21 protein-coding genes and 1 pseudogene are annotated in these 21,977 nt (G+C 64.2%); 9 read left to right on the forward strand and 13 right to left on the reverse strand.

Translation table 11 applies throughout. The features are described 5' to 3' along the window. Positions 1–139: 139 nt before the first annotated feature. The 3 genes and pseudogenes from ASE76_RS00060 to ASE76_RS00070 form a co-directional block, all read right to left on the reverse strand. Positions 140–841: pseudogene (locus tag ASE76_RS00060) on the reverse strand (transposase); the annotation flags it as partial. Between the two features lie 86 nt (positions 842–927). Beyond that, a complete protein-coding gene (locus tag ASE76_RS00065; RefSeq protein ID WP_055835374.1) occupies positions 928–1,401 on the reverse strand; it encodes a VOC family protein in 474 nt (157 codons plus the stop codon). Positions 1,402–1,501: 100 nt separating this feature from the next. Continuing rightward, positions 1,502–2,086 carry an ABATE domain-containing protein gene (locus ASE76_RS00070; protein ID WP_055832934.1) on the reverse strand — a complete coding sequence of 195 codons (585 nt, stop codon included), beginning with the start codon at positions 2,084–2,086 and terminating at the stop codon, positions 1,502–1,504. Positions 2,087–2,226: 140 nt separating this feature from the next. Between ASE76_RS00070 and ASE76_RS00075 the strand changes: the two genes are divergently transcribed. Then, positions 2,227–3,114 (forward strand): alpha/beta fold hydrolase, encoded by an 888-nt coding sequence (locus ASE76_RS00075; RefSeq protein WP_369793368.1) that lies wholly within the window; start codon positions 2,227–2,229, stop codon positions 3,112–3,114. 428 nt (positions 3,115–3,542) lie between these two features. Here ASE76_RS00075 and ASE76_RS19715 read toward each other — a convergent pair whose 3' ends face one another. From ASE76_RS19715 to ASE76_RS19720, 3 genes are all read right to left on the reverse strand, one after another. Beyond that, on the reverse strand, positions 3,543–4,766 hold the full coding sequence (locus ASE76_RS19715) for an AAA family ATPase (protein WP_082447803.1): 1,224 nt from the start codon (positions 4,764–4,766) through the stop codon (positions 3,543–3,545). Positions 4,767–4,770: 4 nt separating this feature from the next. Continuing rightward, a complete protein-coding gene (locus tag ASE76_RS00090) occupies positions 4,771–5,136 on the reverse strand; it encodes a hypothetical protein (RefSeq protein WP_055832941.1) in 366 nt (121 codons plus the stop codon). Between the two features lie 130 nt (positions 5,137–5,266). Continuing rightward, complete coding sequence (locus ASE76_RS19720; protein WP_082447804.1) at positions 5,267–5,902, reverse strand: 2'-5' RNA ligase family protein; 636 nt, start codon at positions 5,900–5,902, stop codon at positions 5,267–5,269. Between the two features lie 355 nt (positions 5,903–6,257). On the opposite strand from ASE76_RS19720, the gene ASE76_RS20910 reads away from it, so the two are divergent. Next, the gene (locus ASE76_RS20910) at positions 6,258–6,398 is read left to right on the forward strand and encodes a hypothetical protein (RefSeq protein WP_201781812.1); all 141 of its coding nucleotides are present in this window, start codon (positions 6,258–6,260) and stop codon (positions 6,396–6,398) included. 47 nt (positions 6,399–6,445) lie between these two features. Here the strand turns inward: ASE76_RS20910 and ASE76_RS00100 are convergent, their stop codons facing one another. Continuing rightward, a complete protein-coding gene (locus ASE76_RS00100) occupies positions 6,446–9,883 on the reverse strand; it encodes an IPTL-CTERM sorting domain-containing protein (protein ID WP_168389192.1) in 3,438 nt (1,145 codons plus the stop codon). A 1,048-nt stretch (positions 9,884–10,931) separates the two neighbouring features. Beyond that, positions 10,932–11,378, reverse strand: coding sequence for an Rrf2 family transcriptional regulator (locus ASE76_RS00105; RefSeq protein ID WP_055832945.1), 447 nt, complete (start codon positions 11,376–11,378; stop codon positions 10,932–10,934). Positions 11,379–11,571: 193 nt separating this feature from the next. Between ASE76_RS00105 and ASE76_RS00110 the strand changes: the two genes are divergently transcribed. Continuing rightward, positions 11,572–12,426, forward strand: a complete 855-nt coding sequence (locus ASE76_RS00110) for an NAD(P)/FAD-dependent oxidoreductase (RefSeq protein WP_236698292.1) — start codon at positions 11,572–11,574, stop codon at positions 12,424–12,426. Further along, on the forward strand, positions 12,423–13,130 hold the full coding sequence (locus ASE76_RS00115; RefSeq protein WP_236698293.1) for a class I SAM-dependent methyltransferase: 708 nt from the start codon (positions 12,423–12,425) through the stop codon (positions 13,128–13,130). The genes ASE76_RS00110 and ASE76_RS00115 overlap by 4 nt, the downstream gene beginning before the upstream one ends. On the opposite strand, the gene ASE76_RS19725 is transcribed toward ASE76_RS00115, so the two are convergent. Then, the gene (locus tag ASE76_RS19725; protein ID WP_082447806.1) at positions 13,078–13,878 is read right to left on the reverse strand and encodes a TetR/AcrR family transcriptional regulator; all 801 of its coding nucleotides are present in this window, start codon (positions 13,876–13,878) and stop codon (positions 13,078–13,080) included. The genes ASE76_RS00115 and ASE76_RS19725 overlap by 53 nt on opposite strands. A 120-nt stretch (positions 13,879–13,998) precedes the next feature. Here ASE76_RS19725 and ASE76_RS19730 point away from each other — a divergent pair, with 120 nt between their 5' ends. Then, on the forward strand, positions 13,999–14,982 hold the full coding sequence (locus tag ASE76_RS19730) for a tripartite tricarboxylate transporter substrate binding protein (protein ID WP_082447807.1): 984 nt from the start codon (positions 13,999–14,001) through the stop codon (positions 14,980–14,982). Positions 14,983–15,002: 20 nt separating this feature from the next. Then, on the forward strand, positions 15,003–15,545 hold the full coding sequence (locus ASE76_RS00125; protein ID WP_055832949.1) for a cupin domain-containing protein: 543 nt from the start codon (positions 15,003–15,005) through the stop codon (positions 15,543–15,545). An 857-nt stretch (positions 15,546–16,402) separates the two neighbouring features. On the opposite strand, the gene ASE76_RS00130 is transcribed toward ASE76_RS00125, so the two are convergent. The 3 genes from ASE76_RS00130 to ASE76_RS00140 are packed head-to-tail and all read right to left on the reverse strand — an operon-like array spanning position 16,403 to position 18,064. Continuing rightward, positions 16,403–17,194: a carboxymuconolactone decarboxylase family protein gene (locus ASE76_RS00130; protein ID WP_156362465.1), complete on the reverse strand. Its 792-nt coding sequence runs from the start codon at positions 17,192–17,194 to the stop codon at positions 16,403–16,405. Next, entirely contained in the window at positions 17,172–17,660 is a 489-nt protein-coding gene (locus ASE76_RS00135) for a cupin domain-containing protein (RefSeq protein WP_055832952.1), read from the reverse strand. Before ASE76_RS00135 ends, ASE76_RS00130 begins: the two co-directional genes overlap by 23 nt. Beyond that, positions 17,657–18,064 carry a cupin domain-containing protein gene (locus ASE76_RS00140; RefSeq protein ID WP_055832954.1) on the reverse strand — a complete coding sequence of 136 codons (408 nt, stop codon included), beginning with the start codon at positions 18,062–18,064 and terminating at the stop codon, positions 17,657–17,659. The genes ASE76_RS00135 and ASE76_RS00140 overlap by 4 nt, the downstream gene beginning before the upstream one ends. A gap of 97 nt (positions 18,065–18,161) precedes the next feature. Here ASE76_RS00140 and ASE76_RS00145 point away from each other — a divergent pair, with 97 nt between their 5' ends. Next, positions 18,162–19,085 (forward strand): LysR family transcriptional regulator, encoded by a 924-nt coding sequence (locus tag ASE76_RS00145; protein WP_055832956.1) that lies wholly within the window; start codon positions 18,162–18,164, stop codon positions 19,083–19,085. Here the strand turns inward: ASE76_RS00145 and ASE76_RS00150 are convergent. Beyond that, a complete protein-coding gene (locus ASE76_RS00150; protein WP_055832958.1) occupies positions 19,063–19,968 on the reverse strand; it encodes a LysR family transcriptional regulator in 906 nt (301 codons plus the stop codon). The genes ASE76_RS00145 and ASE76_RS00150 overlap by 23 nt on opposite strands. A gap of 200 nt (positions 19,969–20,168) precedes the next feature. Between ASE76_RS00150 and ASE76_RS00155 the strand changes: the two genes are divergently transcribed. Continuing rightward, positions 20,169–21,392, forward strand: a complete 1,224-nt coding sequence (locus ASE76_RS00155) for an MFS transporter (RefSeq protein WP_082447808.1) — start codon at positions 20,169–20,171, stop codon at positions 21,390–21,392. Then, positions 21,389–21,940 carry a cyclophilin-like fold protein gene (locus ASE76_RS21000; RefSeq protein WP_236698294.1) on the forward strand — a complete coding sequence of 184 codons (552 nt, stop codon included), beginning with the start codon at positions 21,389–21,391 and terminating at the stop codon, positions 21,938–21,940. Before ASE76_RS00155 ends, ASE76_RS21000 begins: the two co-directional genes overlap by 4 nt. Positions 21,941–21,977 lie beyond the last annotated feature (37 nt).

Genomic DNA, 21,977 nt, shown 5'->3' on the forward strand with positions numbered 1-21,977 from the left:
TCCCTCAGCGTCGATCCGCTGGCGCTTTTGCAATCAATACGCTAAAGCTGCAGTGAACGCCATCGAGGTTGACTGACTAACTAACGCAACCTGCCACGTCTCCATTTTTATCAGATCGCCGCTTTTGATCGCCGATCTTCGGCACCGCCCGGTCGTCCACTGTCGTAGGGCGCTCGCTGATGGAGACGGTGTCGGCAATCTGGCCGTGGAGGCTGGTCTTCTGCGTGTAATGGCGCGAGCGGCGCATGCCACGCGTGCGGCGCGGGTGCTCCAGCAAATCCTTCTTCAACGCCCCGCGCGTCTGGATGAAGAGGCTGCGGTAGATCGCTTCGTGGGACACGTGCATGGTCAGGTTGCCAGGATAGGTTTGCTTGAACCAGCCGGCAACCTGTTCGGGCGACCATTGGAGCGTAAGTTTCTCGGCCACCAGTGCCGCGAGGCCCGGGTGCAGGACCAGCTTGCAGGCCTTGGGACGCTTTGCACGCCCCCAGGCGGCTTGATCGGCTGCAGCGGCGCGGTAGCTGTCTGCCCCACCATTGCGGAGCAGCTCACGGCTGATGGTCGAGGCGGCACGATCCAATCGTTTGGCAACGGACCTGAGCGATTTTCCGGTGGCAACTGCACGGGAGATCTCTTCGCGCTCGGCCAAGCTCAGTGCCCGAGACGAACGCTTGGGCTGAGGCGGCCGGATGCCGCCCGTCTCGGCCAGGATGCGGTGGATGGAGGTGTGCGGTCGGTCGAACAGCTTGCCGATCTAGTGCAGCGTGTCGCCCTGCTTCCAGCGCTCCCACATGACTGCTTTCTGGGCGTCCGTGTAGTAAATCCTCGGTCTTCTCTTCATACAACACCCCTTCCGCAATCGCGGATCTAGTGTGTTGCATCGACCGGTTGAATCCGCAATAGAAAGCGGATCCTTGATTGGCAGGATCAGTGCTCGCGAACAGCGGTCGGCGGCTGCATGAATTCGATGGTCGCGCCATCAGGGCCAACGACGTAGATCACCCGCGTCCCAGCCCGCGCGCCACCTGCGATCGGCTGCGGAGTGCCTTGTGCCTTCCAGCCGTAGGTGGCGATCCGCGCCAAGAGCGCGTCGATGTCATCGACCACGAGCGCGAGATGCGCAAAGCCTGGGTCGAAAGGCTTGGCCGGTGCGCTCGGCCGGTCTACGCCCCGATATTCCAGAAGTTCGATCGTCTGATCTGCCAGCGACACGATTGCAATGCGTACCTCCGCCCCATGCGCACCCGTCACTTGGCCGAGAAACTCGCCCCCCATCTCGCCCGTGCGCACGAGTTGCGCCCCAAGCCCATCAAGCCAAAACCGAAGCGCCTCATCGAGGGAGGCGACCGCGAAGCCGACGTGGTCGGCACAGCGCACCTGGAAACTTGCATGTTCGCTCATACGGACGATCCTACTGGCAACGGGCTGTTCGTCTGCCACGGGCCCAAAGCAGTCACTTGAGATGCCGATTACGCTTTGACGTACTGCAGTACCGGGCCACCTATCCGGCTTTTTGCCGGGCTCTAAAGGCAGCTACCTTCATCCGGTTGCCGCACAGCCCCATGCTGCACCAACGGCGACGGTGCGACTTGGTCAAGTCTCGGAACAAGAGCGTGCAGTCGTGCGCCTCGCACTGCCGGACCCACTCCATCGGAGCATCGGTGAGCAGTTCTAACAACGCCCTCGCGACCGGCTCCAGCAGGCTCTCGGCGCTGTCATCACGGGGAGCAGTCTGAAGCACATAGCTGCGGCTCTCGGCACTCCACACCAACGCACGGGCCGCGCGGCCGGCCTCAAGCACTTGGTTGACCACCGCGACGTCGGCGGCATCGCCGGCCTTGGCCGCACGCACCAACGTGCTGCACTGGTCGCGGAGAGCTATGGCAAGCCGATGCAAACCTTCCGGCACGCGCTGGCGGTCAGGCGACACGACCCCCGTCTTTTTCAGCCACGCAAGCACGCTGGTGTCGTCCACAAAACAGTCGCGATGCGCAGCATCCACACCGTAACGGGTGTTGATGAAGTCGAGTGCCAAGTCGTCGCCGACGAATAGAAGCTCCAGTGGTGTGGACTGACTTTCGATCATGGATGCAATGTAACCTTTAAATTTAACGTTGACAAGTTACAAGCAGCCAAAGTAACCTGTAAATCCAAATTCAAAGGTTACAGGATTTACCCATGAGCTCAACCCAAACGATTGCAGCCGCTGGTTTCGCCGCCGCGGTGATGGCCGGAAGCGTCATCGCAGCCGACCTGCAGGTGCACCACAAGTTCGAGCAGGTCGGCGACGTAAAGGTCTTCTATCGCGAGGCGGGAGACCCGAAGTCGCCCGTAGTGCTGCTGCTCCACGGATATGCGGCTTCATCGTTCATGTACCGCGATCTCATCCCCAAGCTAGCGGACCGCTACCACGTCATAGCGCCGGACCTGCCGGGCTTTGGTTTCACCGAAGCGCCTGGGCGTGGCCGCTACGACTACACCTTCGACAAACTCGCTCGGACCATGACGCAGTTCACGGAGCAACTGCAGCTCAAGAGCTATGCCATGCAGGTGTTCGATTACGGTGCCCCGGTGGGCTGGCGCATGGCCCTCGCGCATCCCGAGCGCGTGCGAGCCATCGTTTCGCAGAACGGCAATGCCTACGAAGAAGGACTGGGCGCGGGCTGGGCGCCCATCCAGAAATACTGGGCAGAGCCAACGCCGGCACACCGCGCGGCCTTGCAGTCGTTTCCTACGGCGGCATCCATCCGGTGGCAGTACCTCGAGGGCGTGGGTGACAAGAGCTTGGTCGCACCCGACGCGATCGCGCTGGAGAGCATGCTGGTCGAGCGCCCGGGCAACGCCGAGGTGCAGTTGGATCTGCTGCTCGATTACGCATCCAACGTGGCGAAGTATCCGGAGTTCCAGTCCTACTTCCGTCGACACCAGCCGCCTTTGCTTGCGGTGTGGGGAAAGAACGACCCCTTCTTCCTGCCGGCGGGCGCCGAGGCGTGGAAGCGCGACATTCCAGGTGCAGAGGTGCGCTTCTACGACACCGGCCACCTGGCGCTCGAAACGCACGGAGAGGAGATCGGCGGTGTCATCCGGTCCTTCCTGGACAAGCACCTGAAATAGGCGCACTGCGAAACGTCCGCGCCCGACGCGCGAGTCGGGCACGGGAGCGCCTCGACACCGGTCTTCGCTTCTACGGCCTTGCAAGCTTGGCTGCCTCCCAAACGAGCAGAACCGTATGACCGCATCGCGCCGGGCGCTCCCGTGCTGCCGCGCACTATTTCGAAACGCGGTGAGGAAGCTATCGAAGACGCTGGTCAGGGCCTCGGTGTCACTTGATCGCAAGTAGGCGGTGGGATCCACAAGCTGATCGCCCAGGCACCGAGCAGGGGCGCAAGACGGCATCAGTGTTCTTTCGACTGAGAACTCACCGCGCGCAAGGACACCGCGCATCGGCGTGACCAGTCTCAAAGATGCGGCCAAGAACAGAACTTCCGGGCCTGGCTGGCCAACATTCATTTCCGGGACGAGCCCCCTTGCGTGGACGGCGATCAGCGGATGAAACCCATGCGGGTTTGGGGCTCGACCTTGATCGATCGAAAATCCTCCGGCAGAACCTCGACTCTTCCGTCGGCCACCGCTCTACCAATCGCCACTTGGCACCTGTTCTTGAACTCCCGCGTTCCGATCTCCAGACAGGCTTCGACAGCGGCGGCCGGCATGTTGGCATCGAAGGTGTAGAGGCGGCAGTCGGACACGGCTTGCATGAACATCTGCCGATAGATGTTGCGTCGCTCTTCTACTGACAACTCCGGAACCTGGAAGGTCAAACACCGCGACAGCAGCGCCTCGGGAATACCATCGACCGAGTTGCAGCACAAGATCCATCGCACGTATCTGGCGTCGATTTTCAGTCCGGGCAGCGACTCGTCCTGGAACGTCGCTGCAGTGCCGCTTTCCAACACGGTGTACAGACTGCCCACCGGGTCCATCTGCTGGCGCATGCCGATGGCCTTGTCCAGCTCATCCACCAGGATGACGGGGTCGGCATGCGGTGGTGACCCGATGCCGTGCGCGAGCAGGCGAAACAGTAAACCAGGTGCGCCGTTGCCCCACTTCGTAGACAGCCCAGTCAGGTCGGCGCAGGTGCTGGCAGTGGACATGTCGACGACACCCATCGGTACGCCCAGCATCGCCGCCAGCGCTCGTGCGAAATGCGTTTTACCGGTTCCTGGCGGACCCACCAGCAGTATGGGTGGCTGTCGGGCGATCCCACCCGCTGCGCGAATGACCATCGCGGGGCGCACGGCGCCCTCCACTACTTCTCGAAAGTTCGGTTGCCTCCTTAAAAGCAGTTCCAACTTCTTCTTGTAGATCGCACGCACCCAGCTGAGCGGTCTCGAGGTGCCATGTTCTGCAAGTAAATGCAGTTCGTGCAGCTGTCGTTCTTTGAGATCTTTCTCGAGTACCGATGCGGCCGCAGCCGCTGCTTCCACGCCAGCTTTGGTGAAGACCTCGACCCTCAGGAGTCCATCGCTGCGGTAGTGCTGCGCATCACTGCCACGTCCCACAAGCTTCGAAGGTCCAGTGTGTTGATCAACCTCGGGGGCGCTGGCTGGCTTGGCTGTTTGAGCAGGACCTAGTGATCGGAGCAGGTCGGCGATGTCGGCTTCCATCGACGCGCCCGGAGGCGCTGGATCAACTGGCGGACAGATCGGCGGGAAGAGCAGGCTTTGGTTTGGGGCTCCGAGGAGCCCCATGTTGTCGGGGCTCATCCGTTTACTTCCCGCAGCGCTCGAGGGTAAGGATGCCCTGAACGTCCGCGCCGAGCTCTGTGGTCAACGAGATGCTCTGGACGGTCGAGGTCACGTGACCTCCGGCGAATCCGCTAGTTAAAGCGCAGACAACTACGAGGTCCGGTTCACCTTCGATCTCGTAATAGGCGATCGCCGGGAACGCGCGCAGTTTCACTGAGACCGGCGTGCCCACCAGCTGCGTCAGCGAAGACCTATCGTGTTCGAAAACATGGATTGCAGCCGAGATGTCGCTTCCGGTCAGCGCTACGGGCTGTGATGAGGCTGCTGTGGATGCGGCGATGGCCGTGGCAAGCGCTGCGGCTGCCAAGAATGGAGGAGCGAACTTCATGGTGTCTTTCGCTCGACGACGTGCGTGCAAAGGCACACGCTTTAAACGTCTCGAGAAAATGACCACTCGGTCGCTGCAAGGGCTCGGGTCGGTTGCCGGCCTTGCTTGAAGGTGGGAATGCTATCCGAGATCAGGACGAAGATGGGCCCGAGATTCCACGCGTACCGCCTGCGGCATCGGCAGCAAGCGGCACCTGTGTTCGAACCCTGTCTGTGAATGGAAATGTTGCTGCATGTCTCCACGGACCGCCGACGTAGTGCCAAACCTGAAGCCCTACCGCGTCGATTTCGTGCGGCTCGAATGCCTGCTCGAGTTCGCCATGCAATTGCCTGGCAGCTGAAGGCGACACTTTGTTTTGCACGGTGATGTGCAGCGCTCCCCGCTTGTTTCGGTCTTGTGGGCTCAGAAGCGGTGACCAGCGCGCAACGAGCGCACTGCGCAGCTTCACCGCCTGCACGGACGACAAGGCATAGGCCACGCCTGCGCCAAGAAACAGCACCCGATCGACACGCAGCCTGAATGCATCGGTGCTCGATGCAAGCTCCGCCGCATCTCGCAGTACGAGATCCATTGACCCAATGGGCAGAGCGTGGAATAGCGTGATGTGGGCGTCGAGCCAGTTGCGATGCGCGGGGAAATGTTCGCGTCGCATCGCGGTAAATCGTGCTGAGGCTGCCGGATCCATTTGCAACGTGACTATGAGCGCTGTGGCATTGGGCTCGATAGCAAGGTTGCTATTTTGCGAAGGCTGGAATGACACGGTCATGGGCTCCAATCAAAGCGGGTTCTCTATTCAGCCTGAAGGTGTCTTACATTCCGATGCGTTCGCCTTCTGAAAGGCCAAGAACTAGGGAAGGTCTGCAAAACCTCACCGCTGATTGGCGCGTGCGGTGAGTCGCAGGCAAGATGGCGAGGATGACGCAAAAGCAGCAGATGCTGGAGTTCGATCCTCTGCCCAAGAGGACCCGCAAGGAGCATCACCCACCTGCCACGCACCGCCTGTGATTTGCCCGACGCCTGACGGTCGACCTTCGACGGCGGCGCTGCGGGCCTGCAGGTCAAGGTGCTACGCATGGACGACAGGCCTACCCCGCGGTGCACGACTTCGACGAAGCCTGCTGATGATCGACGGCTGCCTGCTGCTTGAATCGGAAGGCCGCATCCAGCGGGTGGAGGCCGCCTGCCTAGTCATCGTGCCGGCCGGACTGCTGCATGCCGTGGCGCCGGGCAGCCACGGCACGCTGGTCATCGTGGGCAGGTAACGCTGCGCCTGCGTAACGCCTGGGTACCCATATCGACGCCGGACACGCTATCCACTAAACCGCCGCCGGCGCCACGCCAGCAAACCCACCAGCGCGCTCATCAAGGCAAGCCCCGCATCCGACAACGTGGGTATGCCGGTCACGCCCGCCGGCGCGACTGCCTGCAGGAGCATGGGGGCAAAGGGGTCTTCAATGACGCCCACTGCAGCGTTGGAATCGCCGGCCTGGTTGTCGGTGATGGAGTAGCTCACTGTGCGGCGGTCCCCGCTCAGGCTGACAGCGCCGGACGGCAGCTCGAACCATTCGGCGGTCTGGCCTGCAACGCGTGGCCCGAACTTGAAGAAACGGATACCGCTGGGCAAAGGTTGCGGGTAGTTCAGGGTCACCGTGAGCTGGTCGCCGGGGCACCCCGTAGTGCGAAAGCCGAACACGCCTGCAGGCTGCGTAGAGCCGGCCGGTGCGCCTGCCGGCAGGGCCATGTTGAATTCTGCGGACGCCAGCGTGCAGGTCAGGCTGCCGCCACCTATCTCTACCGCCGCCATGCCCGCCATACCGGGAATGGTGCCAGCCGCTACCTTCTTGACTGGGGTGGCGTTCACGGCAGCGGACGCTGCGCCGCCCCCGATCGCATTGGTCGCCATTACCGTGAACCAGTGGGTCGTGCCGTTGACCAGCCCCAGCACCGTGCAGGTGGTGGCCGTAGCAGCTGTCGTGCTGCAGGTACCCAAGGGCGCGCCCTGAGAAGTGGTGTACGCGATGGCGGTATAGCCGGTGATGGGGCTGCCGTTGTCAGCCGGTGCCATCCACGACAGCGTGACTTGGCCGTCCCCCGGCGTGGCGGGGTTCAGCACTGGTGCGGCAGGCACGGCGGCCACGCGGCCGACCAGCACGCCTGTGGTGCTGCCCACGCCGTTGAGTGCCAGGTTGGCACTGTTGCCTGCTACGTCACGCATGGCACCGCCTTGGGCCTGCAACGCGCCCAGAGATATGCCATCGTTGTCTTCATCGTTGGACGCAACGATGTAGCGGAAGAGCAAGCTGGACGATTGCGACCCGGATACATACGCGGCTGAACGCGTGTTACCGCCGACCACCAGGGCGATACCCGGGGTGCCGCTCGTGGTGTCGACCGTCACGGCTTCGCTGAAACTGACGGTGAATTCCAGGGGGCTGCCCGTGCCGTAAGTGGCCGACGCCGGCACAGTCACCGAAGAAATCTGCGGCGCAGTCGTGTCGATGACGGCCGTCAGCCTGGCAGACGCAAGCGACACGTTGTCGGCCGCATCGGACGCCTTGGCCGTGAACGTGTGGGCGCCCTGCGCTAGCGTGCTGCTGGTGATGGACCAGTTGCCGGCGCCGTCGGCCATGGTGGTGCCCAGCACCGTCGTGCCGTTGGTGTCATACAGCGTGACGGTGGTGTTGGCCTCGGCCGTGCCGGTGATCGTCGGCGTGGTGGCCGAGGTGATGCGGTCGGAGTTGGACACACCCGTATCGCTGGCGGTGCTCAGCACCGGGGTGCCGGGCGCCGCCGGCGCCTGGGTGTCGAACGTCAGCGTGGGTGTCGTACCGGCACCGCCGTTGTTGCCCGCGGCATCGGTGTAGGCGCCGCCGGCCACGGTGATGCTGGCAGTGCCGCTGTTGGTCGCCGGCGTCGGGGTGAAGGTGGCCGTGCGCGTCAGGCCGCTGCCGATGATGGCGCCCAGCGTGCCGCCGCTGGACACTACGCTGCCCGCGGTGAAGCTGCTGCCCGGATTCTCGCTGAAGGTAAAGGTGATGGTGGCGGTTTCGCCGCTCTTGAGGGTTGCCACGTCGCTGGTGATCGCCAGCGTGGGCGCCACGGCATCGACCCGCACGGCGCCGGTGCTGCCGACCGACAGTCCGCTCAGCGTGGCGTTGTTGCCGACGGCGTCGCGCAGGGTTGCGCCATTGGTGCTGATGGCCGTGCCGACCACGACGCCGTCCGGATCGTTGTTGCCTGCCGCCACGACGTAGCGGAAAGTCAGCGTATTGGTGCCGCTGCCCGACACGTAGGCCGCCTGCACGGTGCCGCCCGTGTTCAAGGTGACCGGCACAGAGGGCGTACCGCCGGCGGTGTTGACGGTGACGCTCTCGTTGAAGGTAACCGTGAAATCCAGGGCGTTGCCTGCCACATAGGTCGCGCCTGGCGGCACGCCCGTGCTGCCGACGCCCGGGCCGGTGTGGTCGAAGGTGTAGACGTTGCCAGCGCTGAAGCCGGTCGCGGCATTGCCTGCCATGTCGGCCACGCCGGAGCCGCCCGACTTCAGGTCCAGCCGCAGCGTGCCGTCGCCGGTGATACCGCTTACCGCCACCGTGTAAACCGTCGAACTGACCGCCGTGACGGCGCCGACGGTGCCGCTGGCGGTTCCCGTGGTGCTCAAGCTGAACGAGCCGGCACCGACACCGGTCACGGCCTCGGCGAAAGTCACGGTGTATTCGACGACTGCCGCGTTGCTGAGGGCGGCCGTCCCCCCCGAGCGCACGATGGACGACACCGTGGGCGCGATGGTGTCGACCACCGCGTTGGTCGAATCGGCGGTGGTTTCGGACAAGCTGCCGTTGGTGGCGGTGATGGACACGTTGCGGCCCGCCGTGCCGTTGATGCTGCCTGCGGTGATGGTGTAACTGGCCGTCCACACGCCACCGGCATTGGTGGCGGCGACTGCCGTGCCACCGCCGAACTGGCTGAAATTGACCGTGACGCCAGTCACGCCCGGCTGGTTGTCGCCCGTGGCAGCCGTGTTGTTCCAGGTGGCGGTGACAGTGTCGCCGATGCGGTAGGCGCCGCCAGTGCCGGTGGCGCCAGCGATGGAGATGCGGGCGTCGGTCGGTGTGGGGCTTGTGGCCACGATGTTGTCGAGGACCAGCGAGTCGAGGGAGAACACGCTTTGGCTGGAACCGGACCCGGCGGTGTAGCTGACCGTGAAGGACGTGATCGACGCGAAGCCACCGCCGCTGGGGGTGATGGTCTGGTAGACGCCCCCGCCGGCCGTGAGGCTGCCCGACTGGGAACCGGAGGCCGGCGTAGTGATCAGGTAGGACGCCGGACCGCCGGTCTCCTGTTGCGCCAGCTTCAGGGATGTGAGGTCGAATCTGAAGCCCCGCAGCGAAATTACGGCGGTAATCGTGCCGCCGGGAGCTGCGCTGTTGCCAATGGCATAGCTGTCACCGCTGAAACCCGCGCTTCCATAGACTTCGCCGGCAGCGGCCCCGCTGACGGAAAATTGCAGGGTATAGGTGGGAGTTCCCAATGTCGTCCACGTGGTGGCGAAACCGCTTCCCCCATCGTTCCCATCCACGCCGGCCGTGAATTCGAAGGTCTGGGAAGCCGCCAGCACGTCTGCAGGAGTGCCCCAAGTCGCCAGCGCGACCAGAGCCCACCCAAAAGCAGCCCAAAGGCGACTGTTGGAATGGGGGCGCCGACGAAATTGGCGCAGAACCGCTGAGTACACAGAAGATGCAGACATAGCAAGACTAGGTTGGAGAACGTAAGCTCCGACGGCACAAGAAGGCGTCATGCGATTTTGTTAACAATTGTCAAGCTGCGCAAGCTCTGGTAACCCAAAGAAGCATCGACTTCAGGCTGCTGTTGATCTACCGCGACAACTCTTCCGGTGCGAAAGGCCGCAAGAGCAGCCACCCGGCGCTCCGCGCATCATTCGACTCACTGCACTAAGCTCGATGGCGTAGACCAGATTCCATCTCCATGCTCACGCCTTGCGGCAATTCGCACATCACACGCTGCAGACTCGCCAGAACGAATACCTGTCAGAACGACCGGCCTATTCCATTCCTTATGACCATTTGCCTCAACCATTGCGTCCTTAAGCAAACGTTGACCAACGTCCACTTTCCACGACTTACTACAGTCCATTGTGGGTGAGGAAGGTATGTTGGAAGGCCTCGCCCCGTAAGTACGCGCCCAGCCCAGCTTGAGTTCAGATCGGGTCCCCCGTTAGCACAGTGAGAGTGAAGTCATGCTTTGCAGCAAAGGTCTTCATCTTTGTGAGTTCGGCCTTCGCCAAGGCTGCGACAACAGGATTTTCAACCCCGGTGGAGCTGTGAGTCACGTAGATCGGCGGGAGGCTGAGCCCTCTTTGCCGGTAGTCCGCCGCCACTGCGAGCAAAAAGCACGCCGTAGCACTTTAATGCTTGCCACCGCCGTATGCCAAACCGGCAATGTGCCGGTCATCGAACACCTCACGTATGAGCCGCATTGCGCGGTCCATTGGTTGTTCTAGTGATAACTGGACCAATGCGTGTCCTGGATTGTCCGCCTTAACGACCTCAAAGAGATCTTGAGTTTGCATAGGTGCCTCTTAAGACTCAAAAGGCTTTTTTCATTGTCGGGAGATGGCCCCGCGAACGCTGCTGAAAGGCGATTTTCGCGCTCCAAAGCAGCCATCCACCCTCTTCTGAGTGCCCGCGCTACACAACAGAGCGTGCTTTGTACATCTACCCAACCGTCCAGCTCGGTGAAGAAGGGGGCGAACTGTGGGAGTTGGCTCCGCCTCGCTACGACTTATCTGCATATCCGCGTTCGACACACACGGTGTCGAAATCTCGCGCCAGATCGCCCAGGGTGATCGCGCCCAGGCGTGCCACCAGCAGGGCCTCGGCCTGCGCCAGCGCGTCGTCCAGTGCTGCGTTCACCACCTTCTCCACCGCGCACTGCGGTTCAGTACTCGTATTGCCGATGGCAAAGATGTGCGGCCCGCCGACCGCGCGGTGCACGTCCAGCAGCGTTACCGATCCCAGGTCGCAGCACAGTCGCCACCCTCCCCCGTGGCCTTTCTCGGAACTGACGAAGCCCGCCTGCTTCAGGCCCGCCATGGTGCGCCGGACGACGACAGGGTTGGTGCCCAGCATTCTGGCGATCTGCTCGGAGGTGAACGGATCGGCATGGCGGGCCATGTGCAGCAGCACATGCAGCATGCGGGACAGGCGGCTGTCGTTCCTCATGGCCGGTGCCGTTTTGGCGTTTGATCAGGCGGTACTGCAATGGTCATGACGCATTTTAAGTTGCGTGACACGGCAGGCCCGTCTATCATGCAACTTCGATAGTTTCTTCATGCGTCGAGCGGTTGCTTGATGTCTTCCCATTGATCCAGCAATGACCTACGACGCCATCATCATCTGAGGCAGCTATGCAGGCTTGGCCGCCGCCCTGCCGCTGGCGCGCGCCCGCCGACGCATCCTGGTTGTCGACGGCGGCCAGCGCCGCAACCGTTTCGCCGACCATTCGCATGGCTTCCTGACGCGGGACGGCACACCGGCCGCCGAAGTCGCCGCCATCGGCCGCGCGCAACTGATGCCCTACGGCACCGTCGAATGGCTGGAGGGCGAAGCCGGCGCAGCGACACAGGCCGACGGCGCCTTCCACGTCGAGATCGGCGGGCGAGTGACACGCTCCGCCCGCCGGCTGGTGCTGGCGACGGGCGTGGTCGATACGCTGCCACCGGTGCCGGGCCTGCATGAGCGCTGGGGCCGCCATGTGTTCCATTGCCCGTACTGCCACGGCTACGAGCTGGACCAGGGCCGGATCGGCGTGCTGGGCACCTCCGCACTGTCCCTGCACCAGGCACTGCTCCTGCCGGATTGGGGGCCGACCGCCTTGTTTCTGGACGAGACCATGACGCTCGATGCAGCTCAGCAAGCCCAGTTGCAGGCGCGCGGCGTGGCGGTGGAGACAACGCCGGTGGAGCGGATCGTAGGCCGTGCCGACGTGGTGCTGCGGGACGGCCGTATTGTCGCGCTGGCGGGCCTGTTCACCGTCACCGAGACCGCTCTCGCAGGGCAGGCCGCAGCATCCCTGGGCTGCGGATTCACCGATGGGCCGATGGGCCCGGTCATTACCACCGACGCGATGAAGGCGACGACGGTGCCGGGCGTGTTCGCCTGCGGGGATGCGGCACGGGCCGGCGGATCGGTGGCCCTGGCCGTGAGCGACGGAACGGTCGCCGGCGTGGCGGCGCACCAGTCGCTCGTGTTCGGGCTTCGCGCGGCATGACAGGCCACCACACGGCGGCCCACGGGTTCGACGATGCACAGGCCGTCGCAGGCTATGCCCTGCGGCCACCGCGGCTCGTCCCCGGTTTTGCCGACATGCAGCGCATGGCGATGCTGCTGCTGGCAGAAAGGTCACCGTCCGATGCGCGGGTGCTGGTGCTGGTGCTGGGGGCGGGCGGCGGCCTGGAGCTGGATCTGTTCGCGCGGGATCAGGCGGGCTGGCAGTTCGACGGCATCGACCCGTCGCACGCGATGCTGCAGCTGGCGCAGTCACGGCTGGAGCCCTACGGAGCGCGGGTGCGGCTGGTAGAAGGCTATGTCGATGACGCGCCGCCCGGCCCGTTCGATGCGGCCTGCAGCCTGCTGCGCTTCATTTCATCGCGCGTGAGGAGCGTCGCCGCACGCTGGAACAGGTGCGCGCTCGACTGCGTCCGGGCGCTCCGTTCGTCTGCGCGCATTTCAGCTTCGAGCAGCAGTCGCCCGACCGTGCGCAGTGGCTGTCGCGCTACGTGGCCTTCGCGGTGTCCTCGGGCATTGCTCGCAGCGAGGCAGAGCAGGCCGGCGCTGCCATCGGTGCCCGACTGCCGATTCTTTCGCCTGCAGAAGACGAAGCCCTCATTCGGGAAGCCGGCTTCGGCGAAATCGAGATGTTCTATGCCGGCTTTGGCTTTCGCGGCTGGGTGGCAGTCGCTTGATCAAGCTTAGGTGGCTTGGATGGCGCCGTCTTTGGACCTTCGTCTGGCGGCAGGGGAATCGGAAGCACCATCGATAGAGTCGACGCCGTGGGTACCAACGCCCCGTCACGCACCAGTGCCGCAACTCGTTCGAACGCACCTGCAAGAAAGGGAACCAGCAACGACATGATGGCTTGGACGTCGTCTGGGTCAGCTTCTCCGTCTGAAAGTAGGCGCACGCGGCCGGTGGGTGAGATGGCCGACACCATCGCCCCCACCGCGAACAGGTAGCACCAAGCCAAGGTGGCGCGGTCGAGTTCAGGCAGCACTAGTTGCAGCACACGCAGAGTCTGTCGTGCGATCGGATCCGTCATGGTTTGCGACACGTTGCGCGCATGCGGCTGCGGATCGTTGGAGATCTGCGCGATCAACTGCGCGTAAAGCGTGCCACCGGAGGCCTTGTCGCGCGCCATCAAGACAGTCGGCCCCAGGAATGCTCGTAGCACATCTTCCAGGGCTGGTTTCTCCCCTGCCCCACTGGCTTGCTCGACGGCGTCGAGAAGACTCAGGCGCTTTTGGTTGATCGCCGCGATTCGCCGTTCCATCACCGCCGCGAACAAGGCACTTTTCACCTTGAAGTGGTACTGCACAAGAGAGAGCGAAAGGTTGGCGCCGTTGGCGACTTGCCGCATCGAGACGCCGTGGAATCCCCTTTCCGCAAACTGCGCTTCGGCCGAATCGAGAATCTTTGCGCGTGGATCTGGCTTGGGTGCGAGCACGTTCTACCTGCGAGGGACTGTTAAAGCAGCTCAATTGTCCCCGACGCTGGCCCGCAAACGCCGTATTAATACGGATAGCGTCGCAGCCGCATCACTATACGATTGACCTACTTTTGACAGATGGGTGCATCGATGGATTTCTCACAACCGTGTTTGTCGCGATGGGTTGTCGCGGCTGTTGCAGCAGTGCTGGCCCAAGCGTCGGCGGCGGCCGATCAGGCGCGCTTCCCGGAAAAACCGGTAGAAACCATCGTCCCCTATTCCATCGGAGGCGGCGTGGGCGCAATGGCACGTGCTTTTGCGACCGAAGCTGCGAAGGTCACGGGCCAGCCATGGGTGGTGACCCCGCGGGAAGGGGCCGGAGGTGTGGTGGGTTTCACCTACCTGTCGCGTGCCAAGCCCGATGGCTACAGCGTGGTGTTCTCTCCCGCATCGCCGATGACCAATGCGCCCTTCATCAATGCCAGCATGCCGTTCCCGAACACGCAGATCCAGCCGGTATGTCAGGTGTTCGAGAACGTATTCACGATCGCGGTGGGTGAGAAGTCAACAATTCGAAACTTCAGCGATCTGGTTGCGCGCGCACGGTCCAACCCTGGATCGGTGTCGTTCGGACATGCGGGTCCTGGAAGTGTTGGCCATCTGTCTGTTGCAGCAGTAGAACGCGCGCTCAAGGTGAAGTTCAACGCCATCGCTTATCGGGGTGACGCTCCTGCCATCACGGATGCGATGGGCGGTACGCTTGATTTCAGCGCACCTGCTATCTCATCCATCGCAGGCAAGAACCTGCGCGTCTTGGCCGTTTTGTCAGAGAAGCGCCATCCGGGCTACCCGGACGTCCCATCCATCGCAGAGTTGGGCGTGCCCTCCGTCACGCCCGGCCTCAACGGGCTCTTCGTACCCGCGGGCACCCCCGCTCCGGTGATTGAGGACATCGAACGGCTTTGCGAGAAGGTGACAACTTCGGCATCGTTCAGCGACAGCGCGAAGACATTGATGCAAGTGCCCCAGTTTCTGAGCGCCACAGCTTTTCGCGCACGGATCGACACTGTCTACAAAGCCAATGCCGCATTGGTCCCCGAACTCAAGCTTGAAAAGAACTGAACCTGCGTTGGTAGCTCGACATGACAGACACCCTTCCCCCAATTCGCCGTATCGTGACCGGCCACACGGTCGACGGCCGCTCCTGCATCTTGGCTGACGGCCCATCGCCCGCTGTCAAGACGGTCGATGCACGACCTGGTTACCGCGTGACCAACCTGTGGCGCACCGTCTCCGGTGCTGGTTATGACGCACCCGACTCGATTGCCGAGCACCAAGGCGTCCTTCCACCATCCGGCGGCACGGTCGTCAGAATCATCGAATGGCCGGCCGAGCCCGACGATCCGGTCGAGCTTCGGCGGCGGATGGACGCGACGTTCTCCGCTATGTATCCCGACGCGCATCGTGAGCCGGGCGGCGGCGAGCACCCGGGCATGCACCGCACGCAGACGGTCGACTACGCAATTGTGCTGGAAGGAGAGGTGGTCGCCATCCTGGAGGAAGGTGAAACCGTGATGCGACAGGGCGACGTGCTGATTCAACGCGCGACCAACCATGCATGGGCTAACCGCTCCGGAAAGCCGGTGCAAGTCGCGTTCGTTCTCGTTGATCCAGGCGTCATCTAAAGGGAATACACAGTCGCGGTCATTACAAAGCGCATGCGAATGATCGGCAGTTTGAGAGCTGCTTCTGCTGCTGAGCACGCCTGCCGGCGGCGCATGGATCGCACAGGCCGCGCTGGTGCGCCACGAGTCGGGCATCAGCGCCGACCGGCGCACTGAAACCGCCTGCTGAGACGGCAGACGGTGCAGTCCGAATAAGTGCTGGCAACGCTCGTATGGCCAAGTAACTCTGGCGCAGCCGAACCTTCCGGTAGGCCCGAACGCAGATGTCGGCGGTCTACGCCGACGTTCTCAACGTTCTGCGGAGCCAGCGCGAAGTCCACTGGCCCGACCCGCAGCTTGCCGAGGCAAGCCCAACACACTGATGAATGGCGAGGATTTGGAAACCTAGGGTGACGCCAGTGACCATGGGGTTGGCAAGTGCCCGAGCGGCCGGGACGGCGTGCGCTAAAACATCGCGATCCGCCCGGGAAGCGCAAACTGCTTGATTAAGCTCAGCCAATCGACAACCTGCTCGACCAACTCGATTGCCTTACGGCCAGTATCTGGTGTGCGCTCAAATGCCAGTTCAGGCTTCTGAAGGTGCTTGAAACCGGGGTATGGTTGAGTAACCCGACCAAGTGCACACGCTGTTCCCCCAGTCAATCTCGCAGCTACTACGAGCGTATTTTGAAGGGAGCGCGGCATTAAGAGCGCATGGAGCTGCCAACGCACCGAAAAACCGGCTCAGGCATGGTTGTTTTGGCCAGCGCACTATTCTTGCAGCGAATTTGCTCAACTACCCTGCACCAATGCATCTAAAAACGCATTACGCAGACCTTCCTTGGATAGAGAGATACCGAGACCCAATAACGAACCTTCTACGGCTTTGCCCGTACCGCAATCTGCATAGAAAGAGCTCTCTGCGCCCTTGCTGCGGCATCAGCATCGACCCTATCAGCCAATACCTTCACCAACTGGTTCAGCTGCCCAGCAGTGATGCCAGCGTTCATGCTGATACCCATGTGCGATTGCACCTGCGAGTCGGCCCCCTGCAGTGCCGACAGCATGCTCACCGTGGCGATCTCGCGGCTCTGCCAGTCGAGGTTGTCGCGCTCGAAGATGTCGCCGAAGAGATGGGTCTTGAGGTACTCGTCGATCGCGGGTGCGAACTCGAACACAGCGCCCGTCACCGGCGCGCCTGCCAGCCGGGTCTGATTGGCGGTGCCGGCCGCCAACAGCGCTTCGCCCCGGGGTATGGCGCGGCCCGGTGCCTGGCCCTGGGCGTCCTGGAGGCCGCGGCGCTTGCGCGCCTCCAGAACCCTCATCAGTTCGCCGAGCGCATTGAGGCTGCGGGGAAATCCGGCGTAAGCATAGAGCTGCACTAGGATCTCCTTGTTGTCGTTCACCGTCAAGCCAGCATCGAGGCCCTGATCCAGGGCGTCGGCCAAGCGAGGCATGTCGCCAACTGCACCGAAAGCCGCGATCGGCACGATGGCCTGCTGGCGCGGTGACAGGGATTCAGGCATAGGGGATAGAGTCTCGCCTGGGGTTTGAGTCATGGGAGGGGGACTTTGTGCGTTTGCGTCTGCCTGACACAACAGGGTGGCCAAGCCCAGCGCCAGACTGGCGCCGACCTGCGAGGCGAGATTAGCGGGCGTGGTATTGGTCATCGGTCACCTTCTCCATCCAGTTCACGTTCTGGCCGCCGACCGTTCCAGCGACCGAGAGATGCGTCATGCCGGTCGTGGGCGATGCGCCGTGCCAGTGCTTGACCCCCGGAGGGCACCAGACGACGTCGCCCGGGCGGATCTCCTGCACGGGCTTGCCCCACTCCTGCGTGCGGCCCACGCCCGATACGACGACCAGATGCTGGCCGGCCGGATGGGTGTGCCAGGCCGAGCGCGCGCTGGCGTCGAAGGTCACGTTAGCACCGGCGGCGTTCATGCTCGCGTTGGCGGGCCAGACCGGATCGACCCGTGCGCGGCCGGTGAAGAACGCGTCCGGGCCGGCCGCCGAGGGCTGCGATCCCGCCCGGGTGATCTGCCCGCCGGCGACCACAGGCACCGACTGGGCGCAGGCACCTAAGGCCTGCGTGACGACCAAGCACACCACGATCTTCAGCAGGGCCCGTGTCACGGCTGGGCCCCTGCGAGGTACTCGGCATCAGTGACCTGCTCCAGCCAGTCGACGTTGCGGCCGTCGAATGCTTCGGCCACCGAGATGTGAGTCATGGCGGTGGTGGCGGTCGCGCCGTGCCAGTGCCGGTGGCCGGGTGGGCACCATACGACGTCGCCGGCGCGGATCTCGACGATCGGCTCGCCTGCGCACTGTGTCCAGCCGCAGCCGGCGGTGACGATCAGCGTCTGCCCCAGCGGATGGGTGTGCCAGGCCGAGCGCGCGCCGGGTTCGAAGGTGACGCTGGCGCAGGACGTGCGGGCGGGCGGCGGTGGGTCGTTCAGCATGTCGATGCGGACGGTACCGGTGAAATAGGTGGCGGGGCCTTTGGCGGACGGTTGCATGCCGGGGCGGATGAGCTTCATGGAAAGATGCCTTTCAGGGATGCGATCGACTCTATGAGCCGCAGCGCCCGTTGAGAAGCCGGCAAAATCGGCATTCACATGTGCAAATGATTCACCAATGCCTAAAGAAAACCTCAACGACCTGCAGGCGTTCGTCGTGGTCGCGCGCGAGCGCAGCTTCACCCGTGCGGCCGCGCAGATGGGCCTTTCGCGTTCCGCACTGAGCCACGCGATGCTGGCCCTCGAGGCACGCCTGGGCGTGCGGCTTTTGGCCCGGACCACTCGCAGTGTCTCGACCACCGAGGCGGGTGCCCGGTTGCTCGACACGGTGGCGCCGCGGCTCCAGGAGATCGAGGCCGAGCTGGGCCAGCTCAGTGCGATGCGGGACAAGCCCGCTGGCACGGTGCGCATCACCGCGCACGACCACGCCATCACCACCGCGCTCTGGCCCCGGCTGCTGCCGCTGCTGCGGCAATACCCCGACATCCAGATCGAGTTCAGCGTCGACTACGCCTTCACCGACATCGCCGCGCACCGGTTCGATGCCGGGGTGCGGGTGGGCGACCGGGTGGACAAGGACATGGTGGCGGTGCGCATCTCGCCCGATCTGCGCATGGCCGTCGCCGCCTCGCCCGACTACCTTCTCGGCAAGCCGGCCCCCCGGAAGCCTCAGGACCTGACCTCGCACCGCTGCGTGAACCTGCGGCTTCCTACCTGGGGCAATCTGTACGCATGGGATTTCGAGAAGGGCAGGAAGTCGGTCAACGTGCGGGTGCAGGGCCAAACGGTGTTCAACACCACCGCGCTGATGCTGCAGGCCGCGCTGGACGGCATGGGCTTCGCCTACGTTCCGTTCGACCTAGTGCGGCCGCACATCGACGCGGGGCGCCTGGTCCCGGTCCTGGAAGACTGGTGGCCGAGCTTTCCCGGCTACCACCTCTACTACGCCAACCGGCGCCAGATCGCGCCCGCCCTGGCGCTGGTGATCGAGGCGCTGAGGCTCGCACGGCCCGATCGCCCTACTGCTGCCGCGTCCCGCTGAAGCGCAGCGCCTTCACCACCAGCGAGAAGGCCGGCGACGGCTGGCGCTTGCTGGGGTAGTACAGGTGGTAGCCGGCGAACTTGGGGCACCAGTCCTGCAGCACCCGCACGAGGCGGCCCGCGTCGATGTGCGACATCAGCTCGTCTTCTGGCAGCAGCGAGATGCCGAGCCCGGCCAGGGACGCATCCACCTGGGGCGGGGCGGTATTGAAGATCAGCGGCCCGTCGACCCGCACGTTGATCTTGCGCCCGCGCTTCTCGAAGTCCCATACGTACAGCCCGCCGGAGGTCGGCATGCGTTGGTTGATGCAGGCGTGCTTCGTCAGGTCGGCCGGTGTCCTGGGGATGGGGTTGGCGGCGAAGTAGCCGGGCGACGCCACCACCGCCATCTGCAGCGGCGGGCCGATGGGCACCGCGATCATGTCGTTGTCGATGGTGTTGCCCATGCGAACGCCGGCATCGAACCGGTCGGCCACGATGTCGCGGAAGCTGTAGTTCACATCGAACTCGAGAGTGATGTCGGGGTACTCGCGCAGCAGCGGCGTGAGCCGGGGCAGCAAGACCGTGTGCAGCACGTTGTCACCGCAGGTGATGCGTACGGTGCCGGCGGGCTTGTCGCGCAGTTCGGTCAAGGCATCGAGCTCGGCCTCGATCTCCTCGAAGCGGTGGCCGATGGCCTTCATGAGCCGCTCGCCGGCCGAAGTGGGCGCAACGCTGCGGGTGGTGCGGGTCAGCAGGCGGATCTGCAGTCCTTCCTCCAGCCCACGGATCGCCTGGCTGAGCGCCGACTGGGTCACGCCGAGCGTGCCGGCAGCCTTGGTGAAGCTGCCCTCGCGGGCCACCGTCACGAAAGCCAGCAGGTCGTTGAGATTGCGTCTTGGCATGGCTGCTCCGCTGGGATGGACTGATTAGCTAGGGTAATAAATGTATTAAGCATTCATTACGTAGTCAATTTCGCTCCGGCTCGGCAAACTTCCCGGACGGTGACGGCGCCACCCGCTGCACGCCCAGCCGGCGCCACCCGCCACTGCGCACGAACATCGAACATGACAACCCAACCTTTCTTCTCCGGAGCGGCCGCCTGATGGCTGCGCAGGCCATCGGCACGCCGGCAGAGGCCGCCCCGCGCAACGACCGCACGGGCGCGCAGCCCGCCCACTGGGGCGGTGTCTTCGCGATGACGCTGTGCGTCTTCGCGCTGATCGCGTCCGAGTTCATGCCGGTCAGCCTGCTCACCCCCCTGGCCTCCGATCTCGGGGTGACCGAAGGCATGGCCGGCCAGGGCATCGCCATCTCCGGCGTCTTCGCAGTGCTCACCAGCCTGTCGATCTCGGCGGTCGCCCGCAGGGTCGACCGCAAGCGCATGCTGCTGTCGCTGACGGCGACGATGTGCCTCTCGGGCATCGTCGTCGCGCTGGCCCCGAACTATCCGACGTACATGGCGGGCCGCGCATTGATCGGAATCGTCGTGGGGGGCTTCTGGTCGATGTCCGCGGCGACGGCCATGCAGTTGGTGCCGCCGTCGCAGGTGCCCCGTGCGCTGGCGATATTCAACGGCGGCAACGCGCTCGCCACGGTGGTGGCGGCTCCGCTGGGCAGCTACGTCGCATCCTTCGTAGGGTGGCGGGGCGCGTTCTTCTGCCTGGTGCCGGTCGCGGCGGTCGCGTGGGCCTGGCAGTGGTACAGCCTGCCGACCCTGCGGGCGCAACCGCGCGCGGCGGGATCGGGCAACGCGCTCACGCTGTTCAGACGTCGGCGGGTCGTGCTGGGCATGTTGGCGGTCGGCGTCTTCTTCATGGGGCAGTTCGCGCTGTTCACCTACCTGCGGCCTTTTCTGGAGACGGTGACGCGGGTCGACGTGTCGACCCTGTCGCTGATGCTGCTGACATTAGGCGTCTGCGGCTTCGTCGGCACCCTGGTCATCGGCCGGTTCCTGCGGGCCGGCTTCTACCGCACGCTGGCGGCCATCCCGGCGCTGATGGCGGCGATCGCCGTGGCCCTAACGGCGGTCGGCACGCATTCGGCCGCCACGACGGTGCTGCTCGGTGCCTGGGGCTTGGTGGCGACCGCCGCGCCGGTGGGCTGGTGGCTGTGGATCGCCCGAACCTTGCCGGAGGATGCCGAGGCAGGCGGCGGGCTCATGGTGGCCGTGGTCCAGCTCTCCATCGCACTGGGGTCGACCGCCGGCGGCCTGCTCTTCGACAGTGGCGGCTACCGCAGCACGTTCGTCTTCAGCGCCGTCCTGCTGCTGGCCGGCGCGTTCCTGGTTTACCTGACGGCCCGTGCCGACCGCACGCATTCGACATGACGCACACCGCCACCCACCCTCCATGCGCCCCGACGATCAGGGCGCGCTGGACATCGCGCCTGGGCCTTGGTCTGCGCCTGGCCAGCCTTCTGATCGGATGCGCCACCTTCGGCGGCAGCCACGCCGAAGAGAAGCCGATGCCCGACGGGCGCGCCGTCGCTGCGGCAGATTCGGGTGCTGTACCCGCCGATACGAAGGCGGCGCGCATCTGGATGACCGTGGGCGAGCGCCGCTTCGCCGTGACCCTGGCCGACACCGAGGCCGCCGGTGCATTCGCCGCCCGGCTGCCGTTGACGCTCGACATGACCGACCTCCACGGCAACGAAAAGAAGTTCGACCTGCCGAACCCGCTGCCCGCGAATGCCATCCGGACCGGGACGATACGCAGCGGCGACCTGATGCTGTACGGCGCGAACACGGTGGTCGTTTTCTACCGGGGCTTCGGCTCCCCGTATTCGTACACCCGGCTCGGCCGGACGGACGACCCGCACGGCCTGTCGCAGGCGCTGGGTCGGGGCGACGCCCGGGTGGTGTTCTCGAAGCGGTGAAGGCGGCCCTCGCGATGCCAGCCCGCGCTGCGCCACT

It is taken from the genome of Xylophilus sp. Leaf220, from assembly GCF_001421705.1.
Taxonomy (GTDB): domain Bacteria; phylum Pseudomonadota; class Gammaproteobacteria; order Burkholderiales; family Burkholderiaceae_C; genus Xylophilus.

Coding starts and splice junctions, on each gene's coding strand:
- ASE76_RS00070 (WP_055832934.1), bottom strand. CDS start 2,086: ATGATCGAAAGTCAGTCCACACCACTGGAGCTTCTATTCGTCGGCGAC.
- ASE76_RS00145 (WP_055832956.1), top strand. CDS start 18,162: ATGCCTAAAGAAAACCTCAACGACCTGCAGGCGTTCGTCGTGGTCGCG.
- ASE76_RS00075 (WP_369793368.1), top strand. CDS start 2,227: ATGGCCGGAAGCGTCATCGCAGCCGACCTGCAGGTGCACCACAAGTTC.
- ASE76_RS00130 (WP_156362465.1), bottom strand. CDS start 17,194: ATGACCAATACCACGCCCGCTAATCTCGCCTCGCAGGTCGGCGCCAGT.
- ASE76_RS00150 (WP_055832958.1), bottom strand. CDS start 19,968: ATGCCAAGACGCAATCTCAACGACCTGCTGGCTTTCGTGACGGTGGCC.
- ASE76_RS19720 (WP_082447804.1), bottom strand. CDS start 5,902: ATGACCGTGTCATTCCAGCCTTCGCAAAATAGCAACCTTGCTATCGAG.
- ASE76_RS19730 (WP_082447807.1), top strand. CDS start 13,999: ATGGGTGCATCGATGGATTTCTCACAACCGTGTTTGTCGCGATGGGTT.
- ASE76_RS00140 (WP_055832954.1), bottom strand. CDS start 18,064: ATGAAGCTCATCCGCCCCGGCATGCAACCGTCCGCCAAAGGCCCCGCC.
- ASE76_RS00100 (WP_168389192.1), bottom strand. CDS start 9,883: ATGTCTGCATCTTCTGTGTACTCAGCGGTTCTGCGCCAATTTCGTCGG.
- ASE76_RS00125 (WP_055832949.1), top strand. CDS start 15,003: ATGACAGACACCCTTCCCCCAATTCGCCGTATCGTGACCGGCCACACG.
- ASE76_RS19715 (WP_082447803.1), bottom strand. CDS start 4,766: ATGAGCCCCGACAACATGGGGCTCCTCGGAGCCCCAAACCAAAGCCTG.
- ASE76_RS00155 (WP_082447808.1), top strand. CDS start 20,169: ATGGCTGCGCAGGCCATCGGCACGCCGGCAGAGGCCGCCCCGCGCAAC.
- ASE76_RS00115 (WP_236698293.1), top strand. CDS start 12,423: ATGACAGGCCACCACACGGCGGCCCACGGGTTCGACGATGCACAGGCC.
- ASE76_RS20910 (WP_201781812.1), top strand. CDS start 6,258: ATGATCGACGGCTGCCTGCTGCTTGAATCGGAAGGCCGCATCCAGCGG.
- ASE76_RS00065 (WP_055835374.1), bottom strand. CDS start 1,401: ATGAGCGAACATGCAAGTTTCCAGGTGCGCTGTGCCGACCACGTCGGC.
- ASE76_RS00105 (WP_055832945.1), bottom strand. CDS start 11,378: ATGAGGAACGACAGCCGCCTGTCCCGCATGCTGCATGTGCTGCTGCAC.
- ASE76_RS00090 (WP_055832941.1), bottom strand. CDS start 5,136: ATGAAGTTCGCTCCTCCATTCTTGGCAGCCGCAGCGCTTGCCACGGCC.
- ASE76_RS21000 (WP_236698294.1), top strand. CDS start 21,389: ATGACGCACACCGCCACCCACCCTCCATGCGCCCCGACGATCAGGGCG.